The organism is Desulforamulus hydrothermalis Lam5 = DSM 18033, assembly GCF_000315365.1.
GTDB classification, from domain to species: domain Bacteria; phylum Bacillota; class Desulfotomaculia; order Desulfotomaculales; family Desulfotomaculaceae; genus Desulfotomaculum; species Desulfotomaculum hydrothermale.
The window spans coordinates 1-18,632 of the sequence record NZ_CAOS01000006.1; the positions used below are offsets into that span (position 1 = coordinate 1).

An 18,632-nucleotide genomic window follows, 5' to 3' on the forward strand; every position below is an offset into this window, starting at 1 on the left:
AGGTGAACCAACGAATAGGAAGAACTGATAACGGTAGCAGAAGTGAAAGTAGACAACCAGTAATAAGTAGCGAAATACATCGTGTAGGCATCGGATATTAATGCAAGAAGAAGAAAGGAAAAAAGAATCGGAAGAGAAATGACATTAAATCCATGAGAGAACAAAGATACATTGAGTTGGGCAGAAATGAAAGGAATAGTAATTACTACTATAAATATCTAATATATNATGTTCAGTAACTCATAGAACACAAACAGAACAGACAAGTAAGAAGAAAGACAGCAATACACAATAAGAAAAAACCACTATTCACATAATACACATAATATGGATTATAATATGATAAACNAGNAAATAANNANNTTTTGTTTGCCCCCCCCCGTTCGGCCTAGTCCGAGGGGGGGGGGGGGGGGGGACCAAGATTTAAACTGGAAACAAACCCAAGGGGTTAGGTTTTCGGGGGAAACTTTGGGATTTAAACACAAAGGGGTTTTATTTTTGGGGTTCCCCCATTTAGGAAGGGGACAAATTCATGGAACAACCCCACCTTTTTGTTCTTTTTCTAAACATGCTTTTTAGATGCAGAGGAAGGGGGAAACGTCAAAAAAGGATTTTGGGGGGGTCCCCCCCCAAACTCGGCACACTTCCCTTTCCGAAAAAACGCTGGAGGGAGTTCGATTTTGCTTTTCCAAACCCAAGCATTGAAGAAGCAGTTGATTTCGAGAACTGGCCCCGGATGACTTTTGTTACCCCGACACGGAGAATGTCTGTTTTTTAGGGCCCTCCCGGAGTAGGAAAAAATCATCCGGGGGTGGGCGTTGGGCTGTAGAAGCCATCTCGCAAGGGATATTCCGGTTTACTTTGTCAGTCTCTCGCAACTCATCGAAGATTTTGCGAAAAGCTTACACGGAAAACAGGCTGGATAAACGCCTACGCATCTATATTCGACCAAAGCTCCTGATTATTGACGAAATTGGTTACTTACCGTTTGACAGTTTGGCAGCTAACCTCTTTTTCCAGGTAGTAAGTGCAAGATACGAGAGAGGGAGTATTCTGTTGACCAGCAACAAGAGTTTCGGTGAATGGGGGGAACTGATGGGCGATCCGATACTTGCTACGGCTATCCTGGATCGGCTCTTACACCATTCCCACATCGTCAATATTAGGGGGAATAGTTACCGACTTCGTGAGAAGATGAGGACTGGAGCCTACGGCTCCCCCTCTACCACCTAACCAACAAAAAATCGCCGGGTGGGTCAATTCTAAACCGGCGATGGTGGGTCAAAATAAAGTCGGCGTTGACACTAATAACCGATTCGGTTTTTCATTTCCTCGATGTCTTCGGAGGTTTCAATTCCTTATAGGTAGGCTAATAACATCATGCCGGCATCACCAGCTTTTGGCCGGGCCTGAGTTTCAATTCCTTATAGGTAGGCTAATAACAAAAAAAGGTTTGCTGTAAACTACCACAAAACAGAGAGTTTCAATTCCTTATAGGTAGGCTAATAACGCACACATAACCAAGAAATGGGACGGCTTATCTCTGTTTCAATTCCTTATAGGTAGGCTAATAACTTGCCCAGTAGTATGTTCTTAATCCGTATTGCTCCAGTTTCAATTCCTTATAGGTAGGCTAATAACGCAAATGTGGGCGGATATGTAAAGAAAATGAGGCGGTTTCAATTCCTTATAGGTAGGCTAATAACTAGAAATGGCTGAATTGCTGATATGGGACGACTTAGGGTTTCAATTCCTTATAGGTAGGCTAATAACAACGCACAGGATGGAGACTTATCCGGCCTTCCTTAGTTTCAATTCCTTATAGGTAGGCTAATAACGAGGGAGGAAATTCCTGTAACAAAACCGGGTACCTGGTTTCAATTCCTTATAGGTAGGCTAATAACCTTTTGAAGTCAGCATACAGGAGGTGGAAAGCTAAGTTTCAATTCCTTATAGGTAGGCTAATAACTAACCAACGTGCCAAGCTGGTTAAAATCTGTAGTGTGAGTTTCAATTCCTTATAGGTAGGCTAATAACCCGCCCCTCCCTTGGCGGGGGTTATTTATGGAGGTGTAGTTTCAATTCCTTATAGGTAGGCTAATAACTTTTCCCTCCAATAACCTTGCTAAATAGCTTATCATCGTTTCAATTCCTTATAGGTAGGCTAATAACAACTGTGGCAGAGATACGTGAAGCGGCCATGCAGTGTTTCAATTCCTTATAGGTAGGCTAATAACTCGAAAAAAACCTGTTGTGGTTGAAGCCTATCAGACAGAGTTTCAATTCCTTATAGGTAGGCTAATAACTACTCATTAAACTCATTTCTTCACGCTCCTTAAGCAAGTTTCAATTCCTTATAGGTAGGCTAATAACAATTCCTTTCCCAATTTCTATACCGAGCTTTGCTCCGTTTCAATTCCTTATAGGTAGGCTAATAACAGTGTTATCCACCAGGTTTGTTCTGGTTGTTACCCGTTTCAATTCCTTATAGGTAGGCTAATAACCGAGCCAGGGAAACCTCCGAGGCTTCGTGCGCCTCTGGTTTCAATTCCTTATAGGTAGGCTAATAACGGGATTCGAACCCCTGACCTACGGATTAGAAGTTAGGTTTCAATTCCTTATAGGTAGGCTAATAACGACCCGGCCAAGAGCCGAAATACAGCGCCACCCTTTGTTTCAATTCCTTATAGGTAGGCTAATAACTTCTTATTGACAAGTAGCTTTTGAGACACTATACTGTTTCAATTCCTTATAGGTAGGCTAATAACGTGGCCCACTACGAGAAACAGGCCCAACCAGACTAGTTTCAATTCCTTATAGGTAGGCTAATAACCCATTGCAAGATGTTGCTGTGTATGTGCCTGTTGTTTCCGGTTTCAATTCCTTATAGGTAGGCTAATAACTATAGAGACCGCCAGCATTGACTATCATGGTGTCAGTTTCAATTCCTTATAGGTAGGCTAATAACCTTGCCTTGTTTCCGGCATTAATGCTCGAATACGAGTTTCAATTCCTTATAGGTAGGCTAATAACTTCCCGCTCGGAAGCGATTTGACGGTCGAGGTGTGGTTTCAATTCCTTATAGGTAGGCTAATAACGGAAAATATAGCGGGACTCAGGAAAAGGCTAGGGAAAAAGGTTTCAATTCCTTATAGGTAGGCTAATAACAGGCCTTCAAAAAGACGCCTATGGAGAAGGCGTTGAGTTTCAATTCCTTATAGGTAGGCTAATAACCTATTGCCGCCATGCCTAAACCCCATTTCTTTATATATGTTTCAATTCCTTATAGGTAGGCTAATAACTTTATAGAGACCGCCAGCATTGACTATCATGGTGTCAGTTTCAATTCCTTATAGGTAGGCTAATAACAGAAAGTACCGAGAGAACGACATCATCCTTCAGGATGAGTTTCAATTCCTTATAGGTAGGCTAATAACTTTTCATGTATTTTCCAAGCTGTGCGGTTTCACCGGTTTCAATTCCTTATAGGTAGGCTAATAACTAGTCTATTTCTGATTCAAATTTTGCAAGTCTCTCTAGTTTCAATTCCTTATAGGTAGGCTAATAACTTACAATACATACCACAGCAGGAACAAAAAGAGGAAAGTTTCAATTCCTTATAGGTAGGCTAATAACAAGGCACTGATATTTGTCTTTTTGTGTACTTTTGGTTTCAATTCCTTATAGGTAGGCTAATAACGGCATACGGTAGGCTTTAAACTGGGCCGACTTGACATGTTTCAATTCCTTATAGGTAGGCTAATAACGCATTCATGTCGGCGTAATCAGCGGGATTCAATCCAGGTTTCAATTCCTTATAGGTAGGCTAATAACGGTGTCTTAGTTCTTGTTTCATAGCCAGGATGCTAGTTTCAATTCCTTATAGGTAGGCTAATAACTTGATACGAAGGGATACCGGACGAAGGAGTACCTGTGTTTCAATTCCTTATAGGTAGGCTAATAACTATATCGATTACGGGGACATTTGCATTAACTTGATTGGTTTCAATTCCTTATAGGTAGGCTAATAACCAAAACATTGCAAGGGAAGCCAATCAACTGATTGGGTTTCAATTCCTTATAGGTAGGCTAATAACTCCCGGTTGGAAACGGACCGGCATCCGTTTTTCAGGTTTCAATTCCTTATAGGTAGGCTAATAACTCTACAGCCCCTTATGCTCTGTACAGTCAAAAGGTGTTTCAATTCCTTATAGGTAGGCTAATAACAAAAACCTTTTTGGTGTGTCGTTTAAACCGACAGATTGTTTCAATTCCTTATAGGTAGGCTAATAACATTCTTTAGGTCACCCAGGAATCGTTGGCATGCTTGGAGTTTCAATTCCTTATAGGTAGGCTAATAACGCAGTACCGCCAGCTGGGATATTGTCCAGGTCCAGGGGTTTCAATTCCTTATAGGTAGGCTAATAACGTTACCGGTGAAATGGCCCTGCTGGGCGACATCGTGTTTCAATTCCTTATAGGTAGGCTAATAACGGCCACAGGCCTCCGGCGGGGTGAAGTGTTGGCTCTGTTTCAATTCCTTATAGGTAGGCTAATAACATAGAAAGTGCGAGGAACGCGGGTACCGACAGACAGAGTTTCAATTCCTTATAGGTAGGCTAATAACAATATCTTTACAGTTATAAGTATAAACTATACGCCAAGTTTCAATTCCTTATAGGTAGGCTAATAACATTAAATTGAAAAAGGGAGATTTTATTAAAATTCAGTTTCAATTCCTTATAGGTAGGCTAATAACTGCAAATATTCAACAGCTTTCTTTTCAAATTCTGTGTTTCAATTCCTTATAGGTAGGCTAATAACCGTTCTCACCATCCAGCACCATCCGGCACTGGCCAGGTTTCAATTCCTTATAGGTAGGCTAATAACTTGAAGTGTTTTGGCACAGAAAAGCCAAAACCGAGTTTCAATTCCTTATAGGTAGGCTAATAACTATATACACCATAACCATAAAAAATGGTGTAACTTAGTTTCAATTCCTTATAGGTAGGCTAATAACCCACACCGACTGGAAAACGCCATCGAGGCCTACGACCGTTTCAATTCCTTATAGGTAGGCTAATAACTTTTAATATATCGAGCCAATTGCAAAATTAACATTTTATACCTAAACAAAAAATACAAAACCAAATAGACATAGACCAAAACAAAAAATAGTCTATTTCTGGTATAACGTAAATTTGTCCTTGGAATATGTTACCAAAAGGGCGCAAAAAGCTACCTACTACCTACAGGTTGCTAAATTACTAAAATAACCTTAGGTCATTAAAATTAGGCTGCTTTCTTCAATGCTTCATTACTAATTTGCACCATAGTCGCAGCTAGAAACGTAATTAAGCAAACCATAACATCAGTAAAAGCCTTGCCTATGCCACGCTTGGTCAGCCGGTCCATGTAAAGGTGGCCTTTTAACAACGAAAACAGTCTTTCAATGGAAGTGCGCTGGCTATAAAGCTCCTTCCAGGTGCGGCTACCGCGATGAGGGCTACAGAACATGCGCGGGTTCTCCTTAATGGATACCCTTTTGACATAACCATACGAACTACCACACCTGCATTCACCTTTGCACTCCACCTGTTTGCCACAGGCAATAGGACACCGGAACTTATTGGTCAGGTTTTTCTTCTCGGTGCCGCAATAAACCATAGGGTTCCTACCCGGGCATAAGGGAGTGCCGTCGCTGATGTAATCTTTGTAAGCCCCTTTTTTACGACGGTGATTCAATTTAATTATTGCTTGCCCGTGCAGTTTTAGCGCCTGCAAATATATGTACTCGGCGTCATAACCGGCATCCATTAGGTAATACCGAGGCGCAAAACCCAACGCTTTACCATGCAGGGAATACGACTCCTTCATCAAATCTTGAGCAAATTCATAATCGCTGATATTGGCTGGGGCAAACTTGGCAGCTAATGGTATCGGCCCGTGTTTAGTGTTAACAGCTGACAAGTGAAGCTTATAACCATAAAAAGACTCTGTTTCTCCGGCGGAAGCGGTACGGTGTCCAAAGCCGGCACCGGTTGTACTGTTCTTACGAGGACGTTCCCTAGCCGGGATATCCGTGCTATCAAGCACTATTTCTCCCTCTGAACCAGTTATGGATAATACCTGGCTGGCCAGGCTGGTGCATAGATCACTGAGTGTTTTTTGCATTTCTAAGGAGGTAAGCTCTTTTTCAAACCGGGAGAACACGCTTTCAGACGGCGTTTTTTTCATAATGTCAAACCCACACCAGTATGCCAGAAGAGGAGAATAGGTCAGACATTTGACCAGTGATTTTGTAGTAGTAAGTCCCATCAGTTTTTTAAGCACCAGGGCACGGAACAAAGCTTGCCTATCGTACCCCTTGCGGCCCGGACCGTTGTAACAGGTATTAAGTTTGTCTATCTCCTTACAGTTAATTTGTTTAATGACTTGGTAAACTTTATCGCCTTCGTTAAAATTTTCTACGAAAACTTCAAAGGGAAAAAGTACTCCTTCAAGAATATACATATTAGGGGTTTCACCTCGCTTGTGTGTTTTTTGTAGGGGTACAAAGAACAATTCTACAAGCAAAAAGGTGAAACCTTTTTATTTTGGCAGCATGAAAGAGATATTTATGATTTTGGGTTTTGGGTAAACGGTTTTTCAAGGCTTCTTAGACCCGTGTGTTATATGGTCTAAGAATTTTGCAATTGGCTCAATATATCTGCTCGCATCACAAAACAGTCCATGTTTCAATTCCTTATAGGTAGGCTAATAACTTGAACCGTCTTTATAACCTTTGTATGCACCAATAGTTTCAATTCCTTATAGGTAGGCTAATAACGTTTTGGAGTGAAATAGTTTGTATTACAAATAAAAGTTTCAATTCCTTATAGGTAGGCTAATAACCCACGGCAGCCACCATGCCCAGACCGTCCTGGTTAGTTTCAATTCCTTATAGGTAGGCTAATAACTAAGGATCGTCCAATAGTTGAGGCAGATTCTCGTGGTTTCAATTCCTTATAGGTAGGCTAATAACTCGAATTCGAGCGTTGGCGCGCGCTTGATGTATTTAGTTTCAATTCCTTATAGGTAGGCTAATAACTGTATCGGCGATTTCTGCTAGTTTATCCAATATGGTTAGTTTCAATTCCTTATAGGTAGGCTAATAACTGTCATAGTGGATATACTCATTGCAACACCCAATAGTTTCAATTCCTTATAGGTAGGCTAATAACAAATATGGCATACGGTCGCCATACTGGCATATCGAGTTTCAATTCCTTATAGGTAGGCTAATAACGTGTACCCGCTGCCCCCCTCATGGGTAGCTTCCTCGAGTTTCAATTCCTTATAGGTAGGCTAATAACAGGTGGGGGAGTTTTATCTTTCTTTGTATATCCACCGTTTCAATTCCTTATAGGTAGGCTAATAACAGCGTTCCAATACATTACTGGTTATTCTTGTATCACGTTTCAATTCCTTATAGGTAGGCTAATAACAATAAATCAATACACCATCTGTTACACTTGTTGGGGTTTCAATTCCTTATAGGTAGGCTAATAACCCGTCAAAATGCCTAAAAAATAAGGATTTATTTTTTAGGTTAATCCGGGTATTTGATATAACACATATGAAAAATCCATATGTTTCAAGGATTTCTTTTTTTATTTTGTCGTCGATTTCCCGTGGTTTTTACGTTACTGGAAATCGACGACAAGTAAATCTTTTTAAATTATATTTTCATCTCCACATTTTTTCAATCCCAGTATTTCCCTGGATGAATATTTTGTTGTACGCAGGGAATAAAAAATTACCGAATCCTCATCTTGCCGTATTATACGTTCAATCTCCATTTTTAATTTTTTATAATTAGCCTCTGTAATCTCGCCCTCTAGAACTGAGTTCTGAACCCAATTAAGATACTGGCGGCATTTTTTTAGAACCTTTGCCACTCTTTTCTGATTTACATCGTACACAAGGATTACAAACAGTTATATTTCACCTACCCTTACTGCACCTACCACTTTGCCACAAAGTCTTAAAAACAAAATGGCCGTGATTGTTATCCTTCAGCAAAATGCTCTACAACTCTCCATAGAGATTCATTAAAATATTAACCTTCATCCCACACGCATGGTTTATCTGCAGTTGATTCACCAACGGGCGATAAAGGGAGTATAAGACTTTTCTCCCATCAAGTGTTTTTCCAGCTTATAAAGTTCCAAGCGAATTAGTCGTCGGTATGATACCGAATGGCCAATTTCTCTGTGATTAATGGTTGTTTTCAGTTTATTATCTAATTCCTCTACGAAACACTTTTTAGCCTTTTCTTTAAGTGAGATGCCTTCGGTGCCACGGTCAAAATCATTCTTTGTCACCATCTTCTTCCCTAACAGTGAGAAAATAAGACGATCAATAATGATTGGCTTAAAAATTTCCGATATATCGAGATTTAAAGTGAAACGCCGGAAATTGGTGGCGTGCAAATAACCTATCCGAGGGTCCAGGTGTGTTTTGTAAATCTCACTCAAACAGATAGAGTACATTAAGGAATTGCCAAAGCTGATCAGTGTATTTAAGTAGTTTTTAGGAGGTCGGCGGGTCCGTTCTTGGAAAGCAAAATCCGTGTCACCAATGATGGCATCAAATGCACGATAGTAATGGTCCCGTATATTTCCCTCGATGGCCATTAATGCAGAAGTGTCACCGCAGTCATCTAATGTGGTAATAAGTTTCTCCACGGCATTTAGCGGTTCCCCCACATTTTTGTCACGGCGATGATAGTATTTGAGGACCTGGCAAATATTTTTCCCTGCCCCGCGGACAAATTCCCTGGCAATAGTCAAACGCATCTGTTTATTAAGGTAATGTTCCGTCTGACGCAGTATCATGTACCCGGAGTTTAAATGTTCCCTGGGATAGAAAGTACCCATATAGTAACCGTGGTGACTAAAGTAGTGCAGGATAATTTCTTTCTGGGAGAGAAACTCTAGAAACTTTTTATTAAATTGAACTTCCCCAAATATCATAATTTCCCCTGTATCTTCAACGGGAATAAACCGCCGCCCGTTTTCCGTTTCGAAGTACAAGGTATTGTCTTTTCTATGCAGCTCACCATTAGAAAAAATGTATAGGGTCTTTTTCACCACCATCACCCTTATATCTATGACCAGCAGAATTCCGCGTAAGCGCACTTTTAACAAAATTGTATTTTCACGGGTTGCGGCGGTTTCTCCATGTAAACAATACGCAGAATTTCACGCCGCACTTTATCTAGTCCCTGCTCAGTTCGTTCATCTAAAATGACTTCTTCCCTGACTTTCTCCTTGGGAAATCTTAGTTCGCCGCGCGCTATAATGCCCCTTTTTTTCAGCTCACTTAAATAAAAGGCTAGTTGCATTCGAGCGCTTTCCTTATATTTGGAGCTCTTCTTTACTTCGCCTATTACCATTTTTCCGTCTTCAGTGTGAAAAACATCAATTTTACTATTACCGACACTGATTTCCTTTTTCTCCCGTAAATAAGTGTTTTCTCCTATATACCGCCCCAGAGACACATTGTCGTTATCCTGGTCGGGGTTGATTTGATGACTGATGAGCCATACCTCGCGCGGGCAGATATAGTAGTACCAAACCAGCGTGCCGCTTACATCAAGACCCCTTTCTGACACGGTCTATCACCTTCCCCATACTACAATCTGATCAGAACAACCAATCAAGCGTACTAACTATTTATGGATATTGTCAGACTTTTTTGATTCCTCCAGCATCCTTCAAACAAATCACTGGTTCCTGAGGATCAAGACCGGCGGCAAATTAAAGTTTCCCTGGCGAGGCCATACGTCCACCGCCACCAGATAAGCATGATTAGCCATGCTTTCTTTCTGTCAAAGCAGCCTTGTAGGAAAATCATCCTCTGAATCAAGAACTCCTTCTTCTTGTGTATAAGGCGCTTCGTATATAGGAAGCTGCATCGGATTATCCACCGATTTAAGCTTTCGCCGACGATATTCACTGATTGGCACTTCATACAGCCGCAATAAATAATACTTCCTTTCTGCCCAGAGCTTTTCCACTTCTCCATAGAATATCTGGGGAATTATATTCACTTTCAAATAATCCTCAAATTTGCGGGTAACCGTCTCTTCACTTATTGATAAATCAAAAATAAACCCTTTGGAGTCTATTGACGTTGCTATTTCATCATATAAGCGATATCCTTCCTGATATTCCGTATTGTCAGCACCTAACTTATACCCGTCATAAACATATTCCAGCATCTGCCCCAGTTCATCTTCACTAAGCCGCTTTTGGTTCTGTCGAACAATCTGGGCGGTTTTTTCCAGCACTGCTTTGGCGCCTTTGTAAACATATTTTACCGCTATTTCCGAGGCCGGAAATACAATAAAATAATAATCTCCATCGGCATTATAACGGTTACACCGTCCTGCCCGTTGGATCAGGCTGTCCAACGGTGCACACTCACTGTACATCACATCAAAACTGATATCCAGCGAAACCTCAATGACCTGAGTAGTAATCACCAAGTCATAATTGTTAGGACGTCCCTTCTCATCTTTCATTAATAAAGCCGTTTCTTTATCTTGTCGATCCCTCATTATAAATTGGCTGTGATAACAAAGAACACGTTCCTTACCCAAGATTTTTCTCCACTCACGATATGCTTCCTGTGCCGCACGAACAGTATTAAAAATAAGCGCCACTTTTTTCCCCTGTCGCAGATAATCCTCTATCTCTCCGGCCATTTCGTTTATCGGTGTTTCTCTATATTTCCAATGACATTTTTGTCGCTGCATCAATTCTTCCGCCACAATGGGCGCTGACACTTCTAGAAGACTTTGAAAATGCTCACGCAAAAAAGCCGGCATCGTAGCACTCATTAGGCATACCGTACCACCCAGTAATTTGATTTTTTCAATAGCTGCGGTAATAAGCCCTAAAGTATAAGATTGATACGCATGAATCTCGTCAAAAATCACCCGGCTGCCTACCAACGCCCATTCTTTTTGGCACCATGATCCGATATTAAACCCGCTTGTCAGCATCTGATCCACTGTTGCCACCATTACCGGAGGCATAAAAGCCCGAAACTGGTATAAGGCCAATCGAAAATCATTCACAGTATTATCCTGATCAAACTTATCTTGTTGAGCAAAATAGGTATCTGCACCCGAATGGATAAGACCACATTCCTTTTCCTCAAAATAATGTTTACACATACGCTCATACAAGCTGTTAGACGTAACCATTGTAGGCATCAAGAAAATAATTTTCGAAGGTTCTCCGTTAGTTGCCCATAACAGAGCCGCCTCAGTTTTACCTGCTCCAGTAGGCGCGATAGCTAATATATTTCCCTGAACCTCTTCGCACGCCCTATGAAAAGGACGTTTTTCATATTTTCGCCCTTCCTGCTCCACTTTTTCTTTTAGTTTTTTACGTAAAACAGCACTCGTCATTTTGTGATTAATGGGTAGCTGATCCTCGCTTTTCGCTGATGCCAACCAATCACAGGTCATCAACAAACCCTTTGTCAAAGCATAAGCAAGCCGCAATTTTCGGCGCTCTGAAGCAGGAATATTACCTAACGTCGTTGGCTGGAGCCTTTCGCCAAGACCGTTCTCCAATAATAATGTTGGCCATTTCGCAAATGTGAATCTTTTTACTGTAGCGGTTATATCCAAATCACAGCATAAACCGTATGTTTCTGCAACCTGCACTATACGTTGAATTGCCTTCTCGTCCAACCCGGGTGATTCTTGGCAGATTTTTTCCCGTTCAAAACTCTGCCAATCCGGTTGTAAAGGTTTATGATGACCTAAAACTGCCAGTATTTCGTAAGGAATGAGCGTCTCATTATTTTTCAATGTTTTCCATTCCATTGCAAACAAAAGTAATGCTGATGCCAGTTCATGCCGAAAATGCAAAGCCGGATCAGGTGCTTGCTTTTCTACCAACCGCTGCATTTGTTGTTGAAATGTTGGCAACAACTTTCCGGCATCGTGGAACAGCACAGCTTTTTTCGACTTTTCTTGAAATTCTTTAAGAGATATGTTGATTGAATTGCAGAAGCAAGCAAGCGCTACCGCCCGGCTTTGGAAGATTTCCTCCCAAAGCCGGTAACACTCACTGACATGATAAGTATATGTTCCCCTCTCCCCTGCACAGGGTTTCGCATACTCCTGTATCATAGACATCACCTTACGCAATGGAAATAAGCGGTACAATATCTATACCAAAGGAATATGCTGGACAAGGTTTCTTTAAACGCTGGATTCCTGAAAGAAAGGTAAAAGGCCTAAATTTGCATCCTTTGCGCTCCCCATTGGGGCCGAAAACAAATGACACAGGCAACTGTTTAACCATTGGCAGTTCCAAGGATGTACGTATGGGAGTAGTTCTGATGACTTCCCAATCAAAAGAGTAATTATCCGATTGATCTCCCGGTATCAAGCTGAGACTCAGTTCTACAGAGCCTCCGCTAACTTCCTCGATAGTCTCAGTCTGGGAAACCTCCTCCAAACGTGCAATATCATCACTGGTCCCCAAAGACAATGCCCATGCTGGTGATATAAACGCCTGCCGCAGGTGCTCTAAAGTTTCCCTATCTTTACAACTATAAAACAACCGGTAAACCGGACGGAATAAAAATTCACGCTTTAAAATGTCACTTCGGACCTCATTAGTAACGATCTTTTGATACTTCCAAAGGTCCAGCCCCTTACCTGGTAACGTACCACGCCAACTGCGGGTGATATCTTTAACTCCTAGATTTACATTGTTTGCTTGAAAAAACTCCCAGGATTGTTGAAAAGGAAGCCCCAGTGCCGCTCCTGCAATCCCGACAATCGTTGAAACCGGCGGCAGCGGTAGTGTTGCATGATAAAGTTGCCCTCCAGGGTCACGAAAAGAGGCTGTTTCTGCAGAAAGTACAACGGAAAAGCCGTACATCACCTAGCCTCCTTTGATTATTTGTAAACATCATCCAACCAGGACTTCATCTTTGCAAATGCCTCACCCATTGGCAGCGCTTGGACAGTATCCTGGGCGAAAAATCCCTTGCGTTCTCCCAAAACCGAATCCTTGATCACGGCTGAAAAATCTTTGATTGTGGATTCGATAAGCGAAAATTCCACCAGCCCATCCCTATTCACCTTCAAACACTCCAGGAAAATCGGGTTTTTCACCGTCAACAGTGCCGCGCATATAAACTTGGGCGAAATGTCTGCCAAAAAGCGGCTTTGCCGCCCCACGCCCCACAGGTTTTGGATAGCATCCAGCAATACTGCTACACGCCGCTTTTTTTCAGCGTTTTCTAATTCTAACTTATATGTTGGGGCATCGGCCACACCCACCCGGTCAAGCTCAATGAGGATTGTCCCGCGATAGAAGCCTGAATGGATTTCACTCTCAAAAATATTCGGTGTCCCTCCGGCCTTCACACCCATGTAGTTGGTCGCAAAGTCCAGTTCACCCCGGTACGGCTCAAGAGCAATCAAGGGTGACACCCGTACCGGGCTTGTCCGTTTGACAGTCTCCTTATCGGCGAGCATAAATCCAAATAGATCATCATCAATAAATTCTTGAGGCTTACCTTGGGTAGTAGCCGCACCTTTCGTTTGTTTTGCTGTTTCTGCCTCAGACAAGGTTTCTCCCAAAACCGCCAGTTGTTCTCGCAAATCTCGACGGATAGCCTGAGACGACTTATAAGGATATTCACTCCCATCAGCCATTTGAATTTTCTTGATACTGGAAATATTATCGGCTTCTTTGTCTGAACCGTTCAGTGAAGCGTAGGACGCTTTCGTCAAATAAGTAATGGTCAAGCATTTGGCTTGCATTTTCTTCTCTCCTTTTCACTCAATTTATTTTACAACTCTCCTTATTATTTCACTAACTATTTTATATCTTTAGGACGCTTGAAATTGTTATACGCATTCAATGCTGCCAGCAAACAGTATGATTTGAAATCTGCAAACGACACACCAGGTTCCTCAAGAATACCTCCCAAAATTTGGTTGGATATTGTAATATTGTAACGGAATTGGATGCGGTTCAACTGTTCCAAGAAATCCGTCACCGTCCGAGTTTTCCGCAGGGCGAACAAATCACCTTTTACCCTGTCGAAGTTACTGTCCGAAACACCCTTTGCCGCTTCTCTGGCCGAAAAAACAATTTGCCTGCCCAAATTAACTGCAACTTCTACCTGCTCCTTTGTCATGCCCATTCCCTCCTTAATAATAAATTGATAATACCGGGTAAACTCCAATAAATTGCCGATATACGGAAATGATTGTTGTAGTGATTTGCGAAAGGCCAGTTGTTCTACATCCTGCAAAATAGATTTCTTTTGAAGCACCCTCTGCAAGATGCGGTTACGCCAAAGGTAATTGTTTAAATCAAAAGGCTTGTCCTTCTTCACTGGAAGATATAAATCCTGAAAAACTTTATACAAAAATTTATGATCTGCAGAAAACTCTTCCCGGAACGAATGCAATAAGCGAAATATATATGCAGTTTCTGTGTAAGCAATGATTTCTTTAAGCATAAAAGTTTGTCCCTTTGAAGAAACCATAAGCAAAATTAGTTGCAATGGAGTTTCAATAAACGGTTTAGTGCAAAACATGGTCAATTCATCCATCGATTTGGCACGAGTTTCAGCCTCAACCCGCAACAAACCGTACGTGTCATGAAAAAAAGCCCATAAAAGTTCATATGGCAACCGTGCATAGTACAGTAGCCGATTATCAACTTTTTGTGTTCCAATATTGGAAAGATAATTATCCGTATCCAGTTGACGCACTGCTGATTGACTTCCAAGAACAGCATGGGAGTCAATTAATTTTTTAGCATGCAAGGCTACCATTTGAAGAATGTAAAGATTGTCATCCACAGACTTATAATGGGCTGATTCCACGGCAAACTTGCTTAAAAACTGGCACTCCCAACAAATTTTATCCGGCTTTTTCCCCTCGGAGTTGAAAGAAAGAGTTGCCGTAGGACTTGCAAATAAAAGAAACGAAGGCTGGGCAACATCACTACAAACACTTTCCTGCCCACATATACAACAAATATTTTTCTTCCCTCTAGCAGGAAACAACGCAATTTGCGGATGACACACTGGTGGTTCGTACAGCAGTCGGTTTTTATTCCCCCAAAGAGTTTTGCGATGTTCCTTCAGAAATGCATCGACTCTCTTTTGCATGTCTGCTGAAAGCTTATCATACTCTTGTGCATCCGCTCGGAAACTGCTTCCTTTGGTAAATAGGCCGGGAATCGGTGTCGGATTTCGTCGAGGTATCATATCTAAATTGTCTGTTTCCTTGTAGTAGATAACCAATTCATTAGCTTCTCGCTGCTTTTTTGTTGATACATTCCAATACCTGTCTGCCAATTCGCCATAACAGCAATCTAAGAACTCTTTTAATATTTCTTTCGATGGTGCATGAAAAGTTATCCCCTGAGCATCTGCCAAACACTTAATGGAACCATATATTGGGTTCCTGTCCTTCACTTTAGTTGCAATATAATACAGTCCTACCAACCCCGCGTCAAACCACCAGTGGTGGCGCATCGAAAAAGTATATTCGTACGTGGCTTCTTGCATAGATGCCTCCTTTCATAATCGTTGATTGCTGATAAATTCACTTCCTACCTTCAAGGATTGGAGAAAAACACCGTTTAACGGTGTTTTTCTCCTCTACCACCCCCTACCACCTCCACACAGCCAAATCCTTGGCTGTTCTTATTCCCCATCCCTGCATCCACCGCCATCTGCAGCAGTTCTTGCGGTCCAGTCAGTTCTATCCTGCCGGAATAACCTTTGATGATCGTTCCTTTATAATTAACAATATTCAGTTTCAACTGGCCCATTGGTTTTACCCGCACCGGGCCGGGCGGGGCTTCCTGATTGTAAAATGCCAGGTATTTTTTCCGTAGGTTGTTTTCAATCAGTTGATCGCAGTCGGGGTCCCCCGGCTGAAAGTAGCAGGTGTATTTTCGTCCGTCAGGCCGGGTAAATGTGCTGTATGCCACAACTGGAGATATGGTTTTTAAGACTACCCTCCTTCCCGGTACCGTATACTGCTGGACTGAAACGGCCTTTACTTCAAGCCGGTACACCCCAAGCCTTAATTGTCCTCCGGTCAACAGTCCGTTGGCGATGGACTGGCAAAAATCCACCGCCGGGGAGGAAACTGTCAGACCGATGTTTCGGGTAAACCTGAGGGTGTTTTTTTCTTTTATTATGTCGAACCTACCATTTAACCTGGAAAAGGCAAATAACTTGAACCTCCGACCACCGCCTTCGTAGCCTTTGTCGTGCAGAAAAACAGCCAGCGCTGGTTCAATGGCCTTATATACTGCTGCTTGGAGCAGATGGTTATAATGTATCGGCAATTCAAGTTTTTCTTGTGAGGTTAATGCGACATACAAATGCATTTTTTACACCGTCCAGTACTTTTTTGTAATTTTATTTCTGGTGTTATTTGTTTATAAATCTATGCCGACATTTTTATCAAACCAAATGCCTTAAAATTTGTTTAATAAACTACTGTCACTTAGCTTTTTTAATATTTTAGCAAATCATTAAATCTAAAAAGCTAAATATATGTCGAATAACAAAAAAAATAATCCCTGAATCCGTAAAATAAATTTCTGTTTTACCCCATAATTTGTAGGTAGACGAAGAAATATGTATAGATATACATCTAATCCATATTGTTTCCGCAGGTAAAGATCAAACTAGCTCAGCAGTTTTCCGGCCTCTTCATATATTTTCATTCGACGTCCATAGATAATCTCTGTCCACACCCTTTTTGTGCAGTAGCGCATGGGGACGGGATAAAGATTACCCTCATAGGAAATATAGCCATCATTACTTACCCTCCTGGGTTCCTTAAATTGTAATAAAGCCGGTTCGATATAAGGTATTTTCAAAAGGCGTGCTTTTTCTTCTTCCAAGCCACGCATCAGTTGTTCCCGAACATAATATAACGGACGTTCAACTTTTCCTGATGCTAACCCCCTGGGCATGCAGAGCTTTGATACGTTGCCATTTGTACATACTGACCACCTCTTTTGCATCCCCCTTTCGGGGGGATATTTTATCATATGGTGGGTCAGTTTTATTTTACGATCAGGGGTCAATTCTATTTTACGATCTATACCCCCAGCTTGCGGCAACTGCGGCTTGCGCCGTTTTGGGCAACAAAAAAGTGATCTCCCAAGTGTGGCTTTGGAGATCACTTTCTAAATATATAAACTTACTCTGGCGGCGACCTACTCTCCCAGGGGCGTGAGCCCCAAGTACCATCGGCCCTGGAGGGCTTAACTGCTGTGTTCGGGATGGGAACAGGTGTACCCCCTCCGGTATCGCCACCCGAAACTTATTTTCTTAACTCAGAAGCCTATCGCTCCCTCAAAACTAAACAGCCTTGCATCGCTCTCTTAGGTCAAGACCTCGATCTATTAGTACCGGTCGGCTCAACACATTGCTGTGCTTACACCCCCCCCCCCCTGACTAGTCGACGCGTGGCCAACATACCNGTTGNCNGTGGGAAACCTCATCTTGAAGGGGGCTTCGTGCTTAGATGCTTTCAGCACTTATCCCGTCCGGACTTAGAAACCCAGCGCTTCCGTTGGAACAATAACTGATACAAAAAATGGTATCGCCACCCCACCCTCCAATTGAAATATGGGACACTTGATCATAAACTTATCCCACTTTCGTAAATAATTAGAGTCCCCTATTTTTTTCCTCACATATGTTCACCCCCCCTCCGATGCTTTTAATTAGGGCTTTAACAATTTATCTTTGAGACACCACTCTTCGCTCCGTTGGATATTTTACCAATCACTAAGGGTGACCAAACCCCCCCTATTATATGATACACATGTGGGGGTATAAAAACGATACCTCGCCGTGGAAACTATTTATAGGAATTAGAGTATATCATTAATATATATAACTTGTCACATCACCATACTTAATATTATTTTTTCCATTCCTCTATACTCTACTGTCTCTGCTATTATCTATCCTCCACCTTTTTTCTATTTCTAGCGATCGTTTCTGTTGTGATAGAATAGGTAACTCTTTTTCATCGCATCATTTCTCACACTTAATAAAATTTCTCTTTATTTTATTCAGTCTCACTTTCCTTTCTCTTTCCTCTTTTTCTAAATATTCACCTTATTTCTTCTTTTTTTTAATTCCCACTAGTTTTTGACTTTCCACTATTATATTTCTCTTCAATTTTTTCTCCATCTTTCTCTTCTTTCTCATTCTTCTGCCTCTTATTTTCTCATTTATTTTTTTATAAAAATAACTACCTCTATCTTATTGTGGTGATTTTCATTTTATATACCATATACTCTCGCCTGTTGGTGATCATGCTTCATTTCTTACGTTATTACTAAATACCCTTGCTTATGACTTCATAAGGGATAGTAAAATACCGTCTTAATATTACTCACCTCCACCTCTCTACACATAACTGGTGAGTGCCTCCTTGATCCAAAATCAGTTTACCTAATTATTTTATACTTATTTCATTATTTTCTGGCATATATCCACGATAGCTGCTGTGAGCTGTCGTCTTCTACTATACACATCATCTTCTTGCC

At 41.5% G+C, this 18,632-nt stretch carries 11 protein-coding genes, 1 rRNA gene and 2 CRISPR repeat arrays; of the genes, 1 reads left to right on the forward strand and 11 read right to left on the reverse strand.

What is annotated here, in order from left to right; genetic code table 11:
• Positions 1-726 precede the first annotated feature (726 nt).
• Positions 727-1,233, forward strand: coding sequence for an ATP-binding protein (locus DESHY_RS04530; protein WP_082210465.1), 507 nt, complete (start codon positions 727-729; stop codon positions 1,231-1,233).
• Positions 1,234-1,347: 114 nt separating this feature from the next.
• Positions 1,348-5,087: a CRISPR direct-repeat array (repeat unit 30 nt; unit sequence GTTTCAATTCCTTATAGGTAGGCTAATAAC).
• Between the two features lie 205 nt (positions 5,088-5,292).
• Here DESHY_RS04530 and DESHY_RS04535 read toward each other — a convergent pair.
• The 11 genes from DESHY_RS04535 to rrf all read right to left on the reverse strand — a co-directional run bounded on the left by DESHY_RS04535 (position 5,293) and on the right by rrf (position 17,389).
• Positions 5,293-6,513 (reverse strand): transposase, encoded by a 1,221-nt coding sequence (locus tag DESHY_RS04535; RefSeq protein WP_152412014.1) that lies wholly within the window; start codon positions 6,511-6,513, stop codon positions 5,293-5,295.
• Between the two features lie 221 nt (positions 6,514-6,734).
• Positions 6,735-7,552: a CRISPR direct-repeat array (repeat unit 30 nt; unit sequence GTTTCAATTCCTTATAGGTAGGCTAATAAC).
• 163 nt (positions 7,553-7,715) lie between these two features.
• Positions 7,716-7,979 (reverse strand): CRISPR-associated endonuclease Cas2, encoded by a 264-nt coding sequence (cas2, locus tag DESHY_RS04540; RefSeq protein ID WP_048817888.1) that lies wholly within the window; start codon positions 7,977-7,979, stop codon positions 7,716-7,718.
• Between the two features lie 162 nt (positions 7,980-8,141).
• Positions 8,142-9,134: a type I-B CRISPR-associated endonuclease Cas1b gene (gene cas1b, locus DESHY_RS04545; protein ID WP_048817890.1), complete on the reverse strand. Its 993-nt coding sequence runs from the start codon at positions 9,132-9,134 to the stop codon at positions 8,142-8,144.
• Between the two features lie 50 nt (positions 9,135-9,184).
• The gene (gene cas4, locus DESHY_RS04550; RefSeq protein WP_008410779.1) at positions 9,185-9,658 is read right to left on the reverse strand and encodes a CRISPR-associated protein Cas4; all 474 of its coding nucleotides are present in this window, start codon (positions 9,656-9,658) and stop codon (positions 9,185-9,187) included.
• A gap of 216 nt (positions 9,659-9,874) precedes the next feature.
• Complete coding sequence (locus DESHY_RS04555; protein WP_008410781.1) at positions 9,875-12,196, reverse strand: CRISPR-associated helicase/endonuclease Cas3; 2,322 nt, start codon at positions 12,194-12,196, stop codon at positions 9,875-9,877.
• A 10-nt stretch (positions 12,197-12,206) separates the two neighbouring features.
• Positions 12,207-12,956 carry a CRISPR-associated protein Cas5 gene (cas5, locus tag DESHY_RS04560; RefSeq protein WP_008410783.1) on the reverse strand — a complete coding sequence of 250 codons (750 nt, stop codon included), beginning with the start codon at positions 12,954-12,956 and terminating at the stop codon, positions 12,207-12,209.
• Positions 12,957-12,973: 17 nt separating this feature from the next.
• Positions 12,974-13,846 (reverse strand): type I-B CRISPR-associated protein Cas7/Cst2/DevR, encoded by an 873-nt coding sequence (gene cas7i, locus DESHY_RS04565; protein ID WP_008410785.1) that lies wholly within the window; start codon positions 13,844-13,846, stop codon positions 12,974-12,976.
• Positions 13,847-13,902: 56 nt separating this feature from the next.
• Positions 13,903-15,612 carry a hypothetical protein gene (locus DESHY_RS04570; protein ID WP_008410786.1) on the reverse strand — a complete coding sequence of 570 codons (1,710 nt, stop codon included), beginning with the start codon at positions 15,610-15,612 and terminating at the stop codon, positions 13,903-13,905.
• Between the two features lie 74 nt (positions 15,613-15,686).
• A complete protein-coding gene (gene cas6 / locus DESHY_RS04575) occupies positions 15,687-16,445 on the reverse strand; it encodes a CRISPR-associated endoribonuclease Cas6 (RefSeq protein WP_008410788.1) in 759 nt (252 codons plus the stop codon).
• Positions 16,446-16,748: 303 nt separating this feature from the next.
• On the reverse strand, positions 16,749-17,090 hold the full coding sequence (locus DESHY_RS14520) for a Mu transposase domain-containing protein (RefSeq protein WP_048817889.1): 342 nt from the start codon (positions 17,088-17,090) through the stop codon (positions 16,749-16,751).
• Positions 17,091-17,272: 182 nt separating this feature from the next.
• Positions 17,273-17,389, reverse strand: a 5S ribosomal RNA gene (rrf, locus tag DESHY_RS04585).
• Between the last annotated feature and the right edge of the window lie 1,243 nt (positions 17,390-18,632).